Consider the following 20,732-nt stretch of genomic DNA (forward strand, 5'->3'; position numbering starts at 1 on the left):
AACCATCTCCTTTTTATATGCGATAATCTACACCGGATACTTCTGAAGTCGATTCGCTTACACTAGTAGACTCTAGTGCATCAATAAAATCTTCCTCAATTTTCTTATTATGTACTTTCACTTCCGGGTATTGTTGGCTTTCCCGCTGTTCATTAGAAAAGAAATCTCCTAAACCTGCATATACACCAACATTCTCGATTTTTAACCCTTGATTCGATAGATCTTGTTTCAGTTGTGGAAGCGATGCTTCAATCATGTTACGAACTTCGCTATTATTAGAATGGAAACTCGCACTAACTACGCCACTTTCAACGGTTACTTTGAAAGTTAATTCTCCCAAATGTTCTGGCTTAAGCTGAATAATCATTTCTGAATTTTTCGAACCTGTTACTAGGCGTGCCTGTTCAACAATTTGTGAAGAAATATTATAAGGGTCTTTCACTGGTTGCTGTACTACTTGCTTTACCTCAGGCGCTACAACTACTGTTTCATTTTTAACCGTTTGCTGATTCAAAACATTTACAAAAGTTTCTGTCTTATCTGCCGCTTTAGTAGATAAGCTGTCCTCGGCACTTAACTGTTCCTTACCGTCTAAAAGTAAAGAATTCAATTTGCTATCACTTGTCGTCGTGACTTCTTCTGGAGCGTTTGCTATTTGAGGAGCGTTCACAGTGTTTAGATCAGTATCAACCACTTCAGGAACTACAGATGTTACTATTGTCTGAGGCGCACTTGATGTGTTTGATTTTATGAATTTCCCCGCACCAATATCATTTAGATTAATACTTTTATTCTTAGATTGGGAAACATTATTATTGCCTACCCCATTACTACTTTCCGTAGAGGCAACTGCCGAAAGTAATGCTTGATTCGCTGTCAAGTCTATACTTTTCGTAGAATTAACAGTTAATTGTACTTGCCCTGTTGATTGCACTTGTTCTACTGACTGTACTTCATTCAATAACTCTTGCAATTTAGCTTGTTGCGATCCAAGATTATTACTCTCAACAGGTTCATTTACAGTCGTCATTTTTTGCATCAAATTTGTCAATTCATTTTGAGTCATTTTCTGACTTGCAATCCCCATCTCTGACAGCTGATCTTTAGCGTCCACTATTTGCGTTATCCCATTATCTAACACATCATCGCTTTGAGTTGCTATTACATTTATAGTAGCCGGCAAAGCCATCCCCATAAGTCCTAACATTAACGGAGCAGCGGTAGAACTATTCGCTTCGTTTGTATCAGCTTTTGTTGCTTTTTCCGTCTGAATGTCTAATGCTTTAGCAAACCCTAATGCTGACTTACCATTGTCAGTACTACTTCTTTGACTTCCAGCTTTCGGCGCAACCTGTGCTTTTGTTTCTACCGGAATCACATTTACCATTGTAGCCATTTTTTCACCTCCCTTCACTAAATTCCCTTTATGTTTAAAGGCTAATTTATGTTTTTGCCTCTAAGCATGGCTTGTGTTAAATTTGCTGCCCTACTAGGATCAAGTAATGCCATAATTTTTGAGACTTGTTCATCTTCCATTTTACTCAAAATGTCCAATACCGTATTATCATCTAGCTTATTCAAAATACCTACTGCTTCATCAGGTTTCATGCCACCATACAACCTAGCTAACTTAGAAATGCGTTTGGCTTCTTCTTGTTGCTTTATTTTAGCTTGTTTTTGCAATTCGGTATCATCTACTTTCCCTTTCACACTAGAAACGTCCGGCATCACCACTGGTGGAACAACTTGGGGACTAGCAGGTGTTAGTGCTAACTCAGGATTCTCCTGCTCTAATTCAACAGGTTCAAAATTAGTCTTGGGCTGAGGAAAATACTGACCAATAACTGGATATTCATTTAGTTTCAAACTTTTTGTTAGTCCTTCTATATCAAATATCTTTAAATAGATTCCCAATGCAAAACCAGCACCAGCAACGATTAGCAAAACAACCCCAATAAGTAGCATTTTAAAAATCAGACCCGCTCTTTTTTTAGGTTTTTCAAGTTTACTATCCGTTTTTTTTATTTTATTATCAATCTTCACTTTTTCTGCCATATTTTCCACCTACCTTTGAAGGCTGCGTATCTATTAAGCCTACAGAACCTATTTTTACTTAGACAATTCCATTACTTTGGCTACATATGCCTTCGTTTCCGAATACGGAGGAATACCATTATAATTTTTTACAGCCTGAGGCCCAGCATTGTAGGCAGCAACCGCTTTCGTGACATCGCCATCAAAAGTGGAAATTAGTTGTTTTAAATAACGTACGCCACCATCAATATTCTCACGTGGATCTTTAATATTATGAACGCCTAATCCTTGCGCTGTCTCAGGCATCAGTTGCATAACCCCTACTGCGCCAGCCGAGGAAACAACATCGGGTGACAAGTTAGACTCTACTTTTGCAACTGCCATGGCAAGTTTAGGATCTACTCCATACTTTTTAGCTGTAAATTGAATCATTTTGCCAATATCGTCTGATGCAAAGGTCTTTTCCCCTGTAGCATTACTCTTTTCTACCCCAGCTAAAACCTTAGAAAAATTCATTGCAGGAACTGGAGAATAATTAAACCTTTGCTCTATGGCGTCTATACGTTGTAATACTTTATTTATACCATCCATACAATCACCTTAGTTTTCTCGTACATAAAGTTGCAGACCGATTTCATCTAACATTTTTTGCTCTTCCTTTATCATCTCATCCTGATAATGCTGCAACTTTTTTTCACGAAATTTTTCTACAAGCTTATGATTTTTTACCGCTTCTTCTAGGTTACGTAAACATTCTTTTCGTTTTTCATCGAAAGCTAGTACACGTTCCTTTTGCTTCGTAATTTCATATTTAATCTTTTCAAAATAATACTGGTATGCCCTTAACGTTTCAATCGTTAGTGCATCTTGCTGGTAGTTTCGTAATTGCTCTATATTTTGCGATAACTTACTTTCTAATTCTCCCAATTTTTGTTTTTCTATTTGAAATTGATTCGTAGCCTGCCAAAATGCAATTTGTACTTGTTCCTTTTGCATTTTTCTAAATTTAAGCAAAGTTTCTAAACGGAATGTAAAAGATTGCATTTAGTTTCACACCTTAAAGTTAAAATCAGGAAATCAAAGACAGTAACTTTGCAATCGTTTCATCGGCAGACATGTGTTCATTTACATCTTGCTGCAAAAAGGTTTTAATGGCGTCAATCTTTGCTATGGATTGATCAATATTTACGTTACTCCCTGTTGCGTAAGCACCAATATTAATCAGATCCTCCGCTTCACGATAAGTGGCCATAATAGAACGCAATTTTTGTGCTGCTGTATAATGTCCCTTCTCAACAATGTCTATCATAACCCGGCTCACACTTGCAAGCACATCAATCGCCGGATAATGATTTTGCGTAGCAATGTTACGAGATAGAACAATGTGGCCGTCTAAAATACTGCGTACTGCATCAGCTATCGGTTCATTCATATCATCACCATCTACCAATACCGTGTATATACCAGTAATGGAACCCTTATCTCCAGTACCGGAACGCTCTAGCAATTTAGGTAACATAGCAAATACTGAAGGAGTATAACCACGAGTAGCTGGTGGTTCACCAATAGTTAGGCCAACTTCTCGTTGTGCCATAGCAAAGCGTGTTACAGAATCCATCATCAATACAACATTTAGCCCTTGATCTCTAAAATATTCAGCTATAGCGGTAGCCGTCATTGCTCCTTTGATACGTACTAGTGCTGGTTGATCTGATGTTGCTACCACAACTACAGATCTTTTCAAACCTTCTTCCCCTAAATCACGTTCAATGAATTCACGGACCTCACGGCCCCGTTCACCAACCAAAGCAATTACATTTACATCTGCCTCTGTATTACGGGCAATCATGCCAAGTAGAGTACTTTTACCAACACCACTACCAGCCATAATCCCTACACGTTGTCCACGTCCAAGAGTTATTAAACTATCAATCGCCCTTACGCCAACTGAAAGCTTTTCCTCAATACGTCGACGAGATAATGGAGGAGGAGGAGCGTTATGTAAAGGATACATAGTATTTACTGATAACGGTCCCTTATCATCCATTGGATTGCCTAAGCCATCCAAAACTCGTCCCAGAAGATGATCGCCCACATTTACCGTTAAAGTCTGATGAGCAGAAAACACTTCACAGCCAGGGCCAATACCTTGCATTTCTCCGATTGGCATTAACAGGACTCTATTTTGACGGAATCCTACCACCTCAGCAGCAATGGCTCCTCCCTCATTACGAGGACAAATATAGCACAAGTCGCCTAAATTGACACTTGGTCCCTGAGACTCAATAACTAACCCAACAATTTGGGTGATTTTCCCTGATACCTTCATTGACTCAGTACAATTAATAGCATTTAAGTATTTACCAACTTTAAAAACACTCATGGTAAAACTCCCTGCAATGCTTTTTTAAGGGTGTCAAATTGGGTATCAATTCTAGCATCCACCATTCCATAAGATGTATCGATCACACAACTACCATTTTCAAGAGTATGGTCCGCAGTTATTTTTAATACGTGCTCCCCGCCAACCATAACTTGCAAATCTTGTTTAACTTGTAATACAGCATCAAAATCCTGAACGCTTACCCTAATAACAATTTGTTCTTGATCACGGACCTTATCTAGCGCAGCTTTTACAACTGGTAGAACTACTAGAGGGTTTTCTGTTATTTCACTCGCCAATACTTTACTAGCCAAAGCAAGAGCAATTTCGACAATTTGTCGTTCTGCTGCAAGAATCATATCCTTAGCTTGCTTTTCAGCAACACTTAAAGTCTGCTGCGCCTTTACAACTCCTTCATGAATAACCTGTTGCATTTCATCTAAACCGGCTTTTTTCCCTTGAGTTATACCCTCTTGGTAACCAGTTTGATGTCCTTCATCATAAGCCTGTTGTTTGATTTGCTCCACCAACTGCTTAGCTTCAGTCAAACTCACTTCCATAGCCATTTTAGCTTCAGCAATTATGTTTGCAGCCTCTTCTCTAGCTGAAGTGATCAATTCGTTTGCGATAGAAGGATCCACTACGACTTCTTCAACAGTTTTTTCTTCTTTCACAATAAAGTTATTAGTCAATATTCTAGGTTCTTGCATACAAGCAAATTTTATAATCTTAGACAATGATTTCGTCCCCTTTACCACGTGAAACAACTATCTCACCTGAATCTTCCAGACGACGAATGACATTAACGATTTTTTGTTGGGCTTCCTCTACATCTCTAATGCGTACAGGACCCATATACTCGATTTCCTCACGCAACATATCGGCAGCACGTTTTGACATATTCTTGTAAACTTTATTAGAAACTTCAGCGGAAGACGCTTTGAGAGCCAAAGCCAAATCCTTACTTTCAATTTCACGCAACACCAATTGAAGTGATCTATCATCCAACAAGACAATATCTTCGAAGACAAACATACGACGCTTAATTTCTTCTGCAAGTTCAGGATTTTGGACTTCCAAATTCTCCATAATAGTTCTTTCCGTAGAACGATCTACTCGATTCAGAATTTCAACAATTGAATCAACACCACCCGCAGATGTAAAATCTTGCGAGGCCATAGACGAAAGCTTACGTTCTAATATACGTTCTACATCTTTAAGGACATCAGGAGATGTACGATCCATTGTTGCAATCCGTTTCGCTACATCCACCTGACGTTCAGGCGGCAATGATGATAAAATAGCGCCCGATTGCTCTGGTTGCAAATAAGACATAATTAAAGCAATCGTTTGAGGATGTTCATTTTGGATAAAATTAAGTAATTGAGATGGATCCGTTTTACGCGCAAAATCAAAAGGTCTAATTTGCAAACTAGATGTCAATCTATTAATAATAGATATCGCTTTATCAGCACCTAATGCTTTTTCTAAAATATCCCGAGCGTAATCCAAACCTCCAGTAGAAATATAATTATTAGCTAATAAGAGTTCATGAAATTCATTTAATACCTTTTCCTTTTGTTCAGGAGATACTGTTCTTTGATTTGCTATTTCTAGAGTGAGTTTTTCTATTTCATCTTCTTTAAGATGTTTAAACACTTGGGATGAAATCTCTGGACCAAGCGATATTAATAGGATGGCCGCTTTCTGTTTATTATTTAATTCATTTGATTGGTACACATACTTACCCCCACTCTACTCTTCAGACAACCAAACTTTTATTAATTGAGCAACATCTTCTGGTTTGGTTTTAGCTAGTTTTTCAAGTTCTTTGCGTTTTTCAACTAACTGTTTCTCTTGAGCCGTCATTTCCGATTCAGCTATAGGCATAACCGGTTCTGTTGTTGCAGCCACCTCATCTTCAAGTTCTTCATTTGTAACTTTACGGCGACTACGCACAATATACAAGACACCAAGAACAGCTAGTATTGCTAACGCTATTTTTAACCACAACGCTTGCTTTTGTTGATTTTCATAATCTAATTCTTCTTTACGCTGCTTATCAGCGGCTTCCGTATTAAAGGTTATGCTTTCAACGGACACAGTATCGCCTCTTACTGCATTAACACCGATAGCGGAGGTAACAGTTTTAAGAATACTATCTTGTTGTGCCTTGTTGACGCTGGCATCTACCAATACAGCCACTGTCAATCTCTTAATAGAACCTGGAGTTGCAATTACTTTTTCTTTTGTTTCATTAATTTCGTAATTACGAGTAACTTCTTTTTTCTCATAATTTGACTGAGAGTTATTAGCCGTTACATATCCTGGTACATTAGAAGTAGTTCCTGGAACTCCACCAGGCGCATTTGGTGAACCACCTTTAAAATTTTCATTTAATTCTTGAGAACTTCGTACTATTCCTTTATCATCCACAACTGGTTCGAAGGTCTGTTTATCTACAGTACGTTGGTCAAAACTAAGTTCTACATTCACTCTTGCTGCAGCTTTATTCGGCCCTAATACCTGTTCCAACAAAGATTGAACATTTTTTTGTAAATCATCTTGCACTTTTTTAGTCATTTCAATCTGAGTCAACGTTGCATTGGCCCCTGCTGTGCTTGCATCATTTTGTTCATTAAGCACACGCGCCATTTGATCCACAACAGTAACATTTTCTGGTTTCAATCCTTGAATGCTATGGGCAACTAAATTAACAATACCTTTTACTTGCTCTTTTGATAATTGCGTCCCTGTACGAAGCTTAAGCATGATTGAAGCCGTAGCAGGTTTTTCATTTTTCTTATACAAACTATCTTCTGTTAAAACAATATGTACCCTAGCTTTTTCAACTTCAGCCATTTGCTCAATTGTACGAGCAAGTTCTCCCTGCAATGCTTGAATCAAATTTACTTTGTTTTGAAATTCAGTAGCACCAAATTTGCTCTGCTCAAATATTTCGAACCCTTTATTGCCTCGTGGCAATCCTTGACTCGCCAAATCTAGCCGTATGCGATAAACATCTTTAGAAGGAACCATGATTGCAGTGCCATTACCACCTATTTCGTGATAAACTTTCATTTCCTTCAGCTTATCTCTTACCTCACCAGCATCTTTGGCTTCCATCTCAGTGAACAAAGGCACAAGATCCGGGCGACCACCCCACCAAAAACTCCACGCTACGATTACTGCGAATATAAGTATGGCCGAACCAAGAATCATATATCTTTCTCTTTTAGCCAAGCTTTGCCACAAGCGCAGAGACCTTTCTTTTAAATCCGCCATTGTCTCCACCCTTTCGAATCAACAAAAATATTATTTATTATACCGACATACGCATGACTTCTTGGTATGCGTCAACCACCTTATTACGTACTTGCATTGTTAATTGCATTGCTATCGTGGCTTTTTCGGCCGCAATCGTAACTTGCGATATATCTTGAAGTTTACCAGCTGCCAGATTATAGGATGCTGCTGCCGCATTTTGTTGTAGACTATTTACTTCACCGAGAGCTTCTGTTAGAAATTCGCCAAAATTTTTAGTGCTCCCCTCAACAGGTGAAACGGCTTGTCCAATACTAGTAGGATTTACTGGCGTTAACTTAAGTGCTTCGACACGCATGAACTACAACCTCCATTATTTTCCTATTTCTAACGCCTTAAGAGCCATGCTTTTCGCCGCATTAACTGTTGTAACATTTGCTTCATACGCCCTAGTAGCAGTAATCATATCTACCATCTCAGTTACAATATTAACGTTGGGCATTTCAACATATCCCTCTTTATTGGCATCTGGGTGAGCTGGATCATATACTTGATGTGTCGGTGAATTATCTTTATTTATTCCAACCACTCTAACACCATTGCCACCACTCGCTTTTTTAGATAAAATCTGCGCAAATGTCTCTTCGTTTTCACGTGGTTCAAATACGACAACTTGCCGGCGATAAGCTCCACCTTCAGCAGTACGAGTCGTATTGACATTGGCAATATTATTAGAAATTACATCCATTCTAAGTCGTTCAGCTGTTAAGCCAGATGCGGCCGCATCAATAGCACCAAACATTCCCATTCCTAATTATCTCCCTTCTTTTATAGCTGACTTAATTCCCGTAAAATAGCTCCCCAACTGCTGTACCACAGCATTATAATATATATTATTTTTTGCTAAATTAGCCATTTCAATATCAATATCTACATTACTACCATCTGTTCGAAAAGAAGTCTGATCAACTACGTTTACTGAAGGAGTCGGGATATTTCCCTTTTGCGTCGATAAATGCTGACTATTTGTTTTTACCATCTGTAATTTTTTATTATCCATAGCGTCTTGCAGTAAATCTTCAAAAACGACTTCGCTTTTCTTAAAATTTGGAGTATTAACATTAGCAATATTATTACTAATTGTCTGTTGCCTAAGAGACGATGCGGAAAGCGCTTGTTCCAACACTCCTACACGTGGTGATGATAAAATAGAATTTAACACCCAAAATCCTCCTGTATTATATATTTTATGTAAAATTATTGTAATTTCCTGCACAAAATGCATACATTACCATATTAATTCTACACAATCCTCGGAATACCTTTCTTTTTCTACAAAATAAGAGCTCATTTAGCGCATTTTTTAGATTTACTTATTTCAATAAAAGGCAGTAAGATCCCTTCCTTTTCTTTCTGAATCTCCATTAATAATATAATACTTTTCCTGGTTGCACATCTACCAAAAGATATAGATTTTATTCTCTACAAGTCTTTTAAAGTCATCTCCGATAGGCTTCAAGATCATAAAAAAAATGTTGTTTTAAATGACGAAACAGGAATGTCTCCTATCATATATCTACAATAGGAGACATTCCTGTAAATTAATTGTCGTTTTTCCCATGAATTTATGCAGTTACGATGTTTTCTTCTCGCAATTTATTTCTTGAGTTTTTTCAGTTCTTCAAATAAACGTTCATTTAATACTTTTATATAAGTGCCCTTCATTCCAAGAGATTTCGACTCAATAACTCCAGCACTTTCAAATTTACGCAAGGCATTTACAATTACAGAGCGCGTAATTCCAACTCGATCAGCAATCTTACTCGCTACTAATAAGCCTTCATTTCCTTCTAATTCATTTAAAATATGAATTACAGCTTCCAATTCTGAATAAGAAAGTGTACCAAGGGCAACTTGCACCGTAGCCTTTTTACGAGCCTCATCCTCGATTTTTCCACTACGGTCTCTTAATATTTCCATACCAACAACGGTTGCTCCATATTCAGCAAGGACTAGATCATCATCATGAAATTCTGCATGAAATTTAGCAACAATTAGAGTACCAATTCGTTCACCTACACCATGTATGGGAACTATCGTAGTATATTTATCAGTAAAAATACACCCTGTATCTTCACTAAAAGAACACATGCCGCCTTCTAAACTTAAATTCGGCGAAGTTTCAGTTACTCTTAGCAACCATTCTACATAGCGTTCAGGAAAATGTCCTTGTAATAACACTTTATCACGCATTAAGTCACATTCAAAATCACCCAGCAATGCATATCCCAATACAGTACCATCTTTACCAACAATATACACATTCGCTTCCATGACAGTACTAAGTACACGGGAAATCTCATCATATTCCACTTTCTCGGATTTTTGCAATAATTTATTAATTTTACGAGTACGTTCTAACATCGTTGCCATAATTAATTCCTCCTACCCTTCTCTAGGTTGTATAACCTAATTTACAATATAAAATGACTTAAGTCTTGGTTAACTACAATATGAGCCAATTTAGCGTTGACATATTCTTTATCAATAATAATCAACTCTTCATTTATATCAGGTGCTTCAAACGCCAAATCTTCTAACAGTTTTTCTAAGATAGTATGTAAGCGCCTAGCACCAATATTTTCAGTCTGAGCATTTACTTCGAAAGCAATTTCAGCTAATTGTTCAATTGCATCATCAGTAAATTGAATCGATATATCCTCTGTTGCAAGCAAACTAACATATTGCTTAATTAGTGCATTTGCTGGCTCTGTTAAGATTTGTTTAAAATCATCTTTGGATAAACTAGTAAGTTCTACTCGAATCGGAAACCGCCCCTGTAACTCTGGAATTAATTCAGATGGTTTTGCTGTATGAAAAGCTCCTGCTGCCATAAATAAAATGTGATCCGTTTTTAATGAGCCATGTTTCGTAACAACAGTAGAACCTTCAACAATTGGCAATATATCTCGCTGTACACCTTCTCGAGATACGTCAGGCCCGGAAGACTGACCACGCCCTACAATTTTATCAATTTCATCAAGAAAAATGATTCCTGAATCCTCTGCTAAAGCAAGGGCCGCAGAAGTTACTTCATCCATATCAACAAGCTTTTGCGCCTCTTCCTGAATAAAAACTTTACGGGCATTTGCAACTGTTACATTTCGTTTCTTTTGTTTCTTAGGAAAAATATTGCCAAACATATCTTGAATATTAATACCCATTTCCTCAATACCTGTATTTGAAAAGGCGCCTACCATAGGATTCATTGTGTCTTCTACTATTATTTCAATAAATTCGTTTTCCAATTCACCACTATTTAAACGTTTTCTCCAATATTCACGATCGAGAACCGGTTTTTCAAAAGAATCGTTTATTATCGTTTGTGAAGTAGACTCGCTACTCGTAGAATTTCCACCAAATAATATTTCAAAGGGATTACGTACAGTCTCCTTTTTAGTTGTAGGAGAAAAAAATTCTAAAATACGTTCTTCGGCAAATTCATGAGCTTTGTCAGTTACTTCTGCCATTTTCTCTTGTTTGACCATGCGAATTGCTGTCTCCACTAGGTCACGCACCATAGATTCAACATCACGCCCTACATATCCAACTTCTGTGAACTTGGTGGCTTCAACCTTTACAAAGGGCGCATTCACTAATTTAGCTAAACGCCTAGCAATTTCGGTTTTACCTACACCAGTTGGACCAATCATTAATATGTTTTTAGGAATAATTTCATCTTTTAAATTAGTAGATAACTGCTTACTACGCCAACGGTTACGCAGTGCGACTGCAACTGATTTCTTAGCTTGTTTTTGTCCTACAATATATTTATCTAACTCTATTACAATCTGTTTAGGTGTCATCTCACTCATACTGTCACCCCTTTTTATAACTCTTCAACTGTAATATGGTCATTTGTATACACACAAATACTTGCTGCAGTTTGAAGCGCTTCCCTTGCGATTTCAGAAGCAGATAAATTAGAGTGTTTTACTAAAGCCCGCGCTGCGGCCAGGGCATAAGGCCCTCCTGAACCGATGGCCGTCACCTCATCATCTGGTTCAATGACTTCACCATTTCCTGAAATAATTAACATATGTTCAGTATCTGTAACGATTAGCAACGCTTCTAATCTACGTAACACTCGATCCATACGCCATTCCTTAGCTAACTCAACTGAAGCGCGCATTAAATTACCATTAAATTCTTCTAACTTTGCTTCAAATTTACTAAATAGTGTAAATGCATCTGCTACAGACCCAGCAAAACCAGCTAATACTTTGCCATGATATAAACGGCGAACTTTTTTTGCGTTATGTTTCATAATTGTATTACCACCAAAAGTTACTTGACCATCCCCTGCAATTGCTGTTTTTCCTTGTTTTTTTACAGCAAGAATGGTTGTTGCATGAAACATAAGAAATCGCCTCCTATGCATGTGGATGTACTCTCTTATACAAAAACAGAATTTTCGTTATAATGAGACCGAATGATCACTGTTCTCACATTAGCAAAAAGAACCTCCCCAACACCTTGTAATTTTGCAAATCTGGCGAACTAATCGATAACTGCCAAATAACTTATTACAGTATGCTGCGAGGCGTTCTTTTCAACCATAAAATAAAGCATAAAGCTGTATCTGTTGTAACAACAATTCCATAATTCAAACCACACTTATCCGTAATCACTAGTATAAGCAGTCTCACCTTTTGTCAATCTATGTAGCAAAATTTATTAATTTATACTAGCACAATAACTAAAATTATGCAAGATTATTGTCTAATTTTTCTTTTTCTTTGAATTGTTTTAGAGCCTCTAAAGATCGCTGCGCGATTAAGCCATTTTTTATTTTCTTATCTCTAATTCTTTCTTCCCAAGGCGGAAGTAGCCCAAAGTTTATGTTCATTGGCTGAAAGTGTTTGCTATTTGCATTTGTAATGTACTGACATAGCGCACCATGGGCGGTTTCTGTGGGGAAGATTAAAGGTTTCTTTCCTGCTAATAAACGCCCAGCATTAATTCCAGCAACTAATCCTGAAGCAGCAGACTCAACATACCCTTCGACCCCAGTGATTTGGCCTGCAAAAAATATATTCTCATTGCTAGCCATTTGCATTGTCGAAGATAAAACCTTTGGCGAATTAATAAATGTATTACGGTGCATAACACCTAACCTCACAAATTCTGCCTTCTCTAAGCCGGGTATCAAGCGAAAAACTCTTTCTTGTTCTGGCCATTTTAAATGCGTTTGAAAACCAACAATATTATATAATGTGGCTGCAAAATTATCCTGGCGCAACTGTATCACAGCATAAGGTAACTCACCCGTAACTGGATGCTCTAAACCAACCGGCTTAAGCGGACCAAAACGCAATGTATCAATACCGCGACTTGCCATTTCTTCTACAGGCATACAACCTTCAAAGAATATAGCCTTTTCAAAGCTTTTAACAGGCGTCGTTTCTGCATTTGTTAGTTCCTGCCAAAAATGTTCATATTCTGCCTTTGTCATAGGACAATTTAGATAATCGTCATCCCCTTTGCCATAACGAGAGGCTCTATAGATTTTCTCCATATTAAGAGACTCACCTACTAAGATAGGGGCAGCTGCATCATAGAAGTATAGATAATCATTACCTGTTATTCTTCCAATCGCTTCTGACAAGTTTGGTGATGTTAATGGTCCACTTGCAATGATAAGTGGCGCCGCCTGAGGGATCTCTGTTACTTCTCCCTTCACAACTTTTACCCTTGGGTGATTCGAAAGAGTCTTTGTTATAAATTTGCTGAAGGCATCACGATCCACTGCTAATGCACCACCTGCTGGTAGTTTACTATCATCCGCAGCCTTCATTATTAATGAGTTGAGCTGTCGCATTTCTTCCTTCAATAACCCTACAGCATTTTCTATTGCAGCACCACGTAGAGAATTACTGCAGACTAACTCGGCAAATTGGTCCGTATGATGGGCCGGTGACATAACCTGTGGCCTCATCTCAAGTAATTCAACATCAAAACCAGCCTCAGCCACCTGCCAGGCTGCCTCACTGCCAGCCAATCCAGCTCCTATTATTGTAACTTTTGACACAATACTTCCTCCGATGATATAAATTATTCAGTCTTAACTGTTTTTTTAGTTGTTGACTTAGTTTTTGGTTTTGTTTTCTTCTTTGTCTTTGTTGTCTTATTTTTTGCAGCATCTTCTACTTTTTTTTCAGCCGTAGCCGGACGTGTTATACATGACTCGTTACTGCATACTGTACTAAAGCGACCATTTTTAAAATTGTGCCGCAACATGAAAGCTCCACAGGTTTGACAATTTTCTTTTAATGGCATATCCCATGTCATAAAGTCACAAGTGGGATAACTTTGACAACCATAAAACGTTTTACTCCGTTTTGTCTTTCTCTCTACAATATTACCAGCACATTTAGGGCACTGTACACCTGTTTCTTTTAAAATCGGCTTCGTGTTACGACAGTCAGGAAATCCAGGGCATGCTAAGAAATCACCGTATCGTCCATGTTTCACCACCATAAATTTACCACAGTTTTCACATTGTACATCCGATATTTCCACTGGAAGCTCTACATGACCAATCTCTTTTTCAGCCTGCTCCAAATCTACGGCAAACCAATCATAAAACTCCCGCAATAAGCTTAGGCGTGTACCTTTGCCATCTGCAATTTCGTCTAGCTTATTTTCCATGGTAGCAGTAAATTCAACATCTACAATCGCCTTAAAATATTGCTTTAGTAAGTCTAAAACTACAAAGCCCAATTCAGTAGGTTGAAACTTTTTCTCTACTCTTACTACATAACCACGAGCTACAATCGTTTCAATAATGGGAGAATACGTACTTGGTCGGCCAATACCTTTTTCCTCTAAAGTTTTTACCAAGCTAGCTTCCGTATATCTAGGTGGTGGTTCTGTAAAATGTTGCTTCGGAGTAATTTTATTTGCTTTTAAACTTTCTCCAGTCACTAATTCAGGTAATGTAATATCTTTCTCTTTTTCTTCACCATCTTTACCTTCCGTGTATACGGCCATAAATCCGGGAAATTTAACGGTAGATCCTGTAGCTCGTAGACCAAATCGTTCAGCAGTAATATCAACCGTTAGAGTATCATAAATGGCAGAAGCCATTTGACTGGCAATAAACCTTTCCCAAATTAATCGATATAATCGTAGCTGTTCCTTTGAAAGGTATTTAACTATCTTATCAGGAGGAAATTCTAAACTAGTAGGGCGAATTGCCTCATGAGCATCCTGGGATTTCTTTGTAGAGTACACTGGACTTTTATCCGGCAAATAATTTTCCCCATATGATAATGCAATATAGTTCCTAGCATCAAGTTGTGCCGATTCAGCTAGACGTACTGAATCAGTACGCATATAAGTAATCAATCCCACAGGGCCTGAACTACCAAGTTCCAGTCCTTCATAAAGTTGTTGAGCTACCATCATCGTCTTACGAGAGGTGAATCCCAATTTTCTTGACGCCTCTTGCTGCAAACTACTGGTGATAAAAGGTGCCGCAGGGTTTCTTCGACGTTCTTTACGTTTTACATCTGTAACCGTAAACTCTGCTTTTTCTAACTCTTCTTTTATGTTCTCAGCTTGGTCTTCGTTATCTATTTTAGCTTTTTTCCCATCAACTAAGATGAGTTGTGCGTCAAATAATGCAGTTTTAGGCTTTCCTCGCAATTTTGCCACAATAGACCAGTACTCTTCCGAAACAAAAGCTTGAATTTCTTTTTCTCGATCACAAATAATCCCTACCGCTACAGACTGTACACGGCCGGCACTAAGTCCTTTGCGCACTTTTCTCCATAATAAAGGACTCAGTTGATAACCTACAATTCGATCTAAAAGACGCCTCGCTTGCTGAGCATCTACTCGCTCGAGATTAATCGGTCTTGGCTTCTTTACTGCATTTTGAATTGTAGTTTTAGTAATTTCATTAAATTCAATGCGACAAGCTTTATCTTCAGGAATATTTAGAATATGTGCCAAATGCCAGGCAATGGCTTCCCCCTCACGGTCAGGGTCAGATGCTAGATAAACAGTATCTGCAGCTTTTGCCGCACTTTTAAGACTTTTTATTATATCGCCCTTACCGCGAATGTTTATATATTTAGGCGCAAAATTATTGTCCACATCTACGCCAAATTGACTTTTAGGCAAATCTCGCAAATGTCCCATAGAGGCCTTAACCGTATAATTTTTCCCTAAGAATTTCTCAATGGTCTTTGCTTTAGCTGGAGATTCAACAATAACTAATGCTTTACTCACTTGATTCCCTCCTTAGCGATACGCAAATAACGTCTCCCGCTATGCTCTACCGCTAACCCACGTAATTCAAACTGTAATAATATATATGTAATCATTCCTGCCTCTAATTTCGTTTTCATAACAATTTCTTCAATTCCTATTGGAAAATCATAAGTAAGCGACTCATAAACCTTTACTTCCTCTGAAGTAAATTCTAACAGCTGAGGCTCCTTTTTTGCTGCAATAAGATTATACTCTTCTAATATATCTTCTGCACTATCAACAAGTTTTGCTCCTTGCTTTATGAGTCGGTGTGTACCTTTACTAGATACTGAAAAAATACTGCCAGGTACTGCAAAAACATCTCGCCCTTCTTCCAAGGCAAAGTCTGCAGTAATTAACGCGCCACTTTTTTCTGCCGCTTCTACTACCACTACACCCCGAGACAATCCATTAATAATTCGATTCCTTGCAGGAAAATGACCTGGATGAGCCATAGTGCCAGGTGCGTATTCTGAAACCACAGCGCCACATTCAGCAATGTGATTTAGTAAGTTTCTATTTTCAGGAGGATAATCAACATCAACTCCACAACCGAGTACAGCGATTGTATATCCTTTACTTAAAGCTCCTTGATGCGCGGCAGTATCAATACCCCGAGCAGCACCGCTAACCACCCAAACCCCTGCCTCAGCAAGTTCTGCTGCCAACAATTGTGCAATATTCTTGCCGTAGGAAGAAGCTTTCCTTGCACCAACAATTGCGATTAGTTGATCTGTCTTGGGCAGCATACCCCGATAATATAATGCTGGTGGGACATTAAAGGTATTTAAAAGCAACTTGGGGTAATCCGTATCATTAGTACAGCAAATTTTAATTCCTTTCTTCTCCCAATCATATGCTAATGTATATATATCTATTTTTTCCCGATGTATGATTAATTTATTAAAGATTGATTCATCTAGAATTCCGCATAAAGATAAATCATGCTGCTTGGCATGCCAAGCTTGTTCTGCACTACCAAAGAATGAAACTAAGCTTCTAAGACGTGCGTTACCAATACCAGATACCATTTGTAATGCTGCCAGATATATCTTTTCCATATTATCCCCCAACATTGCTTTACTAGAATATCTGCCCTTCATACGTTTCTTAGGAAAATAGTATAAAACAAGGGTAATTATAGCATAATTTCACATAACACACCACGAGAAATGTCAATATAGATATATAAATAAGTTCCAATACTTCGTAAATATAACTATAAAAGGTCTTCAATGAAATGTATTAATCCTTAATTTGAGAAAAAATATAGTTCCCAATCATAGCAGCAGCCTGTGGTTTTCTAATTTGCAAGGCATTTTGTCGCAATTCATTCAGTTCTTCTGGATGTTCAATAAATATCCTTCTCATAATAACTCCAATATCTTGCATTGAATCTGCCCGCAGAGCAACATTGTGAGCAATTAGATAGTTGGTATTCGCTTCTTCTTGACCCGGAATTGGTTGATAAATTAACATAGGTAGACCACTACATAATGTTTCGGCACAAGTCATCCCTCCGGGCTTTGAGATAATAAGGTCAGAAATAGCCATTAATTCATTAACATAATTAACATACCCTAAAATAAGCACCTTATTGCGTAGCTTCGGCCCTAAACTACATATTTTTTTATACATAGTTTTGTTATTTCCTGTGACAACAATAATTTGTAATGGAATAGTAATGGCATCACAAGCTAGTAGAATATTATCCATAGGCAAAATTCCAGCTCCGCCACCCATAATTAAAACGGTTTTGACATCACTGGCAAATCCAAACTTGCTTAGTATTTTCTCTTTATCCAGTAGACAAGAGAATTTTTCATCCACGGGGATTCCCATCACTTTTGTACAAGTACTCTCCACATTAGATTTAATTAAATACTCTCGCATATCTTCATTTGCAATAATATAATGTTTGATCTCAGGATAAATCCATAGACGATGTACCACAAAATCTGTTATCACTACCACTACTGGTATGTTAATTCTATTATGTTTCATTAAATAAGCTACTAATCCAGCCGGTGTCGCATGAGTACATACAATTACCGCTGGGTTATAGTCTAAGATATACCTTTCCATATTCTTGGCTAAATAACGGCTAACCAGCTGACGACCTAGCAATGCCAAATGGCTCTCATTACCCCAACCATACATCATTCCATAAAGTTTGGGAAATATTTTTAGGATCTTAAGATAGATACTTAAAATACCTTGCCCAATATAAGGATTAAAAAAATCAAAAACATTTGCCATTTTTGTTTCAATCTGATCTTGTTTATGCATTGCAGAAGCGATTGACTCTGCAGCTTTTATATGACCTGCCCCCACTGGGGCACTAATAAACAATACTTTACTTAAAATCGCCAACTTGCGTTAGCCTCCCTCTTTCATGATTGAATAAACTCCATTTCTAACCTTTTATAAAAGGCTACGTCTGAACTATCATTCAGTTTTTGTAGCAATTGCCTGGGAGTTAAGCCTTGATGTATAGGCATATCATTAATTACTTCTTGCATAGGTATCAGAACAAAACACCTTTCATGCAAACGAGGATGAGGTAGTTGTAATACCTCATCCTGAATAACAAGATTATGATAGATAAGAATATCAATATCTATCGTCCTAGGGCCCCAACGCCGGTCACGGATTCTCCCTAGCTGACATTCTGTGTTTAAACATACTTGAAGTAAGTCATAAGGCGTTAATTTTGTCTGCACACTGATAACCGCATTTAAAAAGTGTGGTTGTTCCAACATACCAACAGGCTTTGTTTCATATAAAGAAGAAACATTATCAACACTAATTTCAGAATGCTGATGTAGTTTATAAATTGCTTTTTTTATATTTATTTCCCGGTCACCTAAGTTAGATCCCAATCCTAGTAAAATCATCCTGTTATTTTCTCCGTTTCGTCTCTACTTGTACATAATCTAAAGGACCAGGTATCGGTACAGCTGGCTTACGTATTCTTATGGTAACCTCATTCGCAATTGTAGTCTTTAAAATTAACTCGGCAATATGTGCTCCTACAGCCTCTAACAATTGAAACCTATGGTTTTCCATAATGTCTTTAATTTGACTATATATCACCGTATAGTCAATTGTATGAATAAGATTATCTGTTTCTCCTGCTAAGCTCAAATCTGCGACTATTTCTGCATCTACATAAAACCGTTGCCCCTGCTCGCGCTCATATTCATACACACCATGAAAACCATAAAACACCATATTCTCAAGTAAAATTGTATTCATTATACATCTCTCCTCATCATCGCATCCATCATTTTTGCAATTCTAGCCATTACTTTTACATCATGAACTCTAACTATATTACTCCCCTTCATAATCCCCATAGATACTGTGGCACCTGTTCCTTCCGCCCTATCTTCCACTGGGAGTTGTAAGACTTCACCAATAAACCTTTTATTGGAGGTGCCAAGTAATATAGGGCACCTTAATGATGTTAGTTCCTCTAGACGAGACATAACCACTAGGTTTTGCTCCGGAGTTTTCCCAAACCCGATACCCGGATCAACTATAAATTGATTAAAGCTAATACCAGCCTCTAACCCAATGTCAATGCTTTTTTGTAAAAAGGAACATATCTCTGACATAATATCCTTTTCATAATTAGTACCATTCTGATTATGCATAATAACTACTGGTACTTTGTACTGAGCTACGACCTTAGACATATCAGGGTCATGTTGTAAGCCCCATACATCATTTATCATGTGTGCACCTAATTGCAACGCCTGAAGTGCTACTTTTGGCTTATACGTATCTATAGATACGGGAACACTAGAAATAGCTAGTACATTCTCAAGTAATGAACCTAAACGTTCCATTTCTTCTTCTGCAGATATCTTTTCCCCGTCTTGATAAGGACGAGTAGATTCAGCACCAATATCTATAATGTCAGCACCATTTTGTATCATTTCTTCCACACGGCGCAGTGCATTATCCATAGTATTGTAACGGCCACCGTCAGAAAAAGAATCGGGAGTTACATTTAAAATCCCCATAATTAAAGTACGTTGAGGAAGAATTGATAATACCTTTTCACCCCAAGAATACCGACGCTCAGGAGCTTTTTCATTGTCAGTTAAAGCATCCTCAATAGCTTGGGCTATTTTGGGCAACCCCCACGGCTGCATTTTTAACTGTGATATAGCCATCTTATATTGTTTCAAAGTAGCACAAATTAGGACATCAGTACGTTCAACGCTAAGGTCTGCAGTGCCTCTACCTACAGCAACTTCTCCGCCTTTTGCCAAAAATGTTTGTTTTAAAAGATTGGCACTTTTTGTTAAAATTCCTTCTAACTTCATTACTTTAAATACCGCTTTATTACCCATAATCTGAATACCAGTTTTATCACAATTTACCTTAGCAAGTTCATCCTGCGCTTGTTTTAGGCTGGAAACTGTTAAAATACGTGCATTAAAGGCCATTTTATCCTCCCGAATAAGCTTATTATTTTATTGTACCACAGCTATGGTACTTTTTATGAAAACTTTTATAATTTACTAAAAAAATAAAGAAAGACTTTAATTTTACTAAAGTCTTTCTTTACTGAAATTAAAAATTATTTGATTGAATAGCTTGGTAAGCCTTAACTAAATCCATTTTATGTACAAAAACAATTTCTTCAACCTTACTGTCCTTATAGATAAGCTGTAATAAATTATCTACTATTATGATTTTTGATAATAATGTATAGGAT

The 20,732-nt window shown here is 37.6% G+C and carries 22 protein-coding genes (1 of these 22 cut by a window edge); all 22 read right to left on the reverse strand.

From position 1 onward, the window contains the following. Positions 1-13: 13 nt before the first annotated feature. Positions 14-1,396 carry a flagellar hook-length control protein FliK gene (locus tag UFO1_RS12840; RefSeq protein WP_038671356.1) on the reverse strand — a complete coding sequence of 461 codons (1,383 nt, stop codon included), beginning with the start codon at positions 1,394-1,396 and terminating at the stop codon, positions 14-16. Positions 1,397-1,437: 41 nt separating this feature from the next. Further along, positions 1,438-2,055, reverse strand: a complete 618-nt coding sequence (locus UFO1_RS12845) for a MotE family protein (RefSeq protein WP_038671358.1) — start codon at positions 2,053-2,055, stop codon at positions 1,438-1,440. Between the two features lie 54 nt (positions 2,056-2,109). Continuing rightward, on the reverse strand, positions 2,110-2,625 hold the full coding sequence (locus UFO1_RS12850; protein ID WP_038671360.1) for a lytic transglycosylase domain-containing protein: 516 nt from the start codon (positions 2,623-2,625) through the stop codon (positions 2,110-2,112). Positions 2,626-2,634: 9 nt separating this feature from the next. Beyond that, complete coding sequence (gene fliJ / locus UFO1_RS12855) at positions 2,635-3,078, reverse strand: flagellar export protein FliJ (RefSeq protein ID WP_038671362.1); 444 nt, start codon at positions 3,076-3,078, stop codon at positions 2,635-2,637. Between the two features lie 25 nt (positions 3,079-3,103). Continuing rightward, positions 3,104-4,417, reverse strand: coding sequence for a flagellar protein export ATPase FliI (fliI, locus tag UFO1_RS12860; RefSeq protein WP_038671364.1), 1,314 nt, complete (start codon positions 4,415-4,417; stop codon positions 3,104-3,106). Further along, positions 4,414-5,154 (reverse strand): FliH/SctL family protein, encoded by a 741-nt coding sequence (locus tag UFO1_RS12865; protein WP_236639187.1) that lies wholly within the window; start codon positions 5,152-5,154, stop codon positions 4,414-4,416. Before UFO1_RS12865 ends, fliI begins: the two co-directional genes overlap by 4 nt. Beyond that, entirely contained in the window at positions 5,147-6,157 is a 1,011-nt protein-coding gene (gene fliG / locus UFO1_RS12870; RefSeq protein WP_038671368.1) for a flagellar motor switch protein FliG, read from the reverse strand. Before fliG ends, UFO1_RS12865 begins: the two co-directional genes overlap by 8 nt. Positions 6,158-6,172: 15 nt before the next feature. Then, the gene (gene fliF, locus UFO1_RS12875) at positions 6,173-7,702 is read right to left on the reverse strand and encodes a flagellar basal-body MS-ring/collar protein FliF (RefSeq protein ID WP_038671370.1); all 1,530 of its coding nucleotides are present in this window, start codon (positions 7,700-7,702) and stop codon (positions 6,173-6,175) included. A 37-nt stretch (positions 7,703-7,739) separates the two neighbouring features. Continuing rightward, a complete protein-coding gene (gene fliE, locus UFO1_RS12880; protein WP_038671372.1) occupies positions 7,740-8,039 on the reverse strand; it encodes a flagellar hook-basal body complex protein FliE in 300 nt (99 codons plus the stop codon). Between the two features lie 15 nt (positions 8,040-8,054). Then, the gene (gene flgC / locus UFO1_RS12885) at positions 8,055-8,489 is read right to left on the reverse strand and encodes a flagellar basal body rod protein FlgC (protein WP_038671374.1); all 435 of its coding nucleotides are present in this window, start codon (positions 8,487-8,489) and stop codon (positions 8,055-8,057) included. Positions 8,490-8,495: 6 nt separating this feature from the next. Further along, positions 8,496-8,903: a flagellar basal body rod protein FlgB gene (flgB, locus tag UFO1_RS12890; protein WP_038671376.1), complete on the reverse strand. Its 408-nt coding sequence runs from the start codon at positions 8,901-8,903 to the stop codon at positions 8,496-8,498. Positions 8,904-9,337: 434 nt separating this feature from the next. After that, on the reverse strand, positions 9,338-10,114 hold the full coding sequence (gene codY / locus UFO1_RS12895; RefSeq protein WP_038671378.1) for a GTP-sensing pleiotropic transcriptional regulator CodY: 777 nt from the start codon (positions 10,112-10,114) through the stop codon (positions 9,338-9,340). A 41-nt stretch (positions 10,115-10,155) separates the two neighbouring features. After that, on the reverse strand, positions 10,156-11,556 hold the full coding sequence (hslU, locus tag UFO1_RS12900) for an ATP-dependent protease ATPase subunit HslU (RefSeq protein WP_038671380.1): 1,401 nt from the start codon (positions 11,554-11,556) through the stop codon (positions 10,156-10,158). Between the two features lie 14 nt (positions 11,557-11,570). Further along, positions 11,571-12,101: an ATP-dependent protease subunit HslV gene (gene hslV, locus UFO1_RS12905; protein ID WP_038671382.1), complete on the reverse strand. Its 531-nt coding sequence runs from the start codon at positions 12,099-12,101 to the stop codon at positions 11,571-11,573. 345 nt (positions 12,102-12,446) lie between these two features. After that, on the reverse strand, positions 12,447-13,772 hold the full coding sequence (trmFO, locus tag UFO1_RS12910; protein ID WP_038671384.1) for an FADH(2)-oxidizing methylenetetrahydrofolate--tRNA-(uracil(54)-C(5))-methyltransferase TrmFO: 1,326 nt from the start codon (positions 13,770-13,772) through the stop codon (positions 12,447-12,449). A 23-nt stretch (positions 13,773-13,795) separates the two neighbouring features. Then, positions 13,796-15,979, reverse strand: coding sequence for a type I DNA topoisomerase (gene topA, locus UFO1_RS12915; RefSeq protein WP_038671386.1), 2,184 nt, complete (start codon positions 15,977-15,979; stop codon positions 13,796-13,798). After that, positions 15,976-17,061, reverse strand: coding sequence for a DNA-processing protein DprA (gene dprA / locus UFO1_RS12920; protein ID WP_038671388.1), 1,086 nt, complete (start codon positions 17,059-17,061; stop codon positions 15,976-15,978). The genes topA and dprA overlap by 4 nt, the downstream gene beginning before the upstream one ends. A 184-nt stretch (positions 17,062-17,245) precedes the next feature. Beyond that, on the reverse strand, positions 17,246-18,373 hold the full coding sequence (locus tag UFO1_RS12925; RefSeq protein WP_038671390.1) for a glycosyltransferase: 1,128 nt from the start codon (positions 18,371-18,373) through the stop codon (positions 17,246-17,248). A 20-nt stretch (positions 18,374-18,393) separates the two neighbouring features. Then, positions 18,394-18,897 carry a 2-amino-4-hydroxy-6-hydroxymethyldihydropteridine diphosphokinase gene (gene folK / locus UFO1_RS12930; protein WP_038671392.1) on the reverse strand — a complete coding sequence of 168 codons (504 nt, stop codon included), beginning with the start codon at positions 18,895-18,897 and terminating at the stop codon, positions 18,394-18,396. A 4-nt stretch (positions 18,898-18,901) separates the two neighbouring features. Next, the gene (folB, locus tag UFO1_RS12935) at positions 18,902-19,258 is read right to left on the reverse strand and encodes a dihydroneopterin aldolase (protein ID WP_038671394.1); all 357 of its coding nucleotides are present in this window, start codon (positions 19,256-19,258) and stop codon (positions 18,902-18,904) included. Further along, positions 19,258-20,460 (reverse strand): dihydropteroate synthase, encoded by a 1,203-nt coding sequence (gene folP / locus UFO1_RS12940; RefSeq protein WP_038671396.1) that lies wholly within the window; start codon positions 20,458-20,460, stop codon positions 19,258-19,260. The genes folB and folP overlap by 1 nt, the downstream gene beginning before the upstream one ends. Before the next feature lie 127 nt (positions 20,461-20,587). Further along, on the reverse strand, positions 20,588-20,732 hold the 3' portion of the coding sequence (locus tag UFO1_RS12945; protein ID WP_038671398.1) for a zinc ribbon domain-containing protein. Its footprint extends 695 nt past the window's final position; 145 of the gene's 840 nt are visible here — the last part of the coding sequence; its start codon lies beyond the right edge, outside the window — the gene reads right to left on this strand; it ends in the stop codon at positions 20,588-20,590.

Source organism: Pelosinus sp. UFO1, from assembly GCF_000725345.1.
GTDB lineage: Bacteria > Bacillota > Negativicutes > DSM-13327 > DSM-13327 > Pelosinus.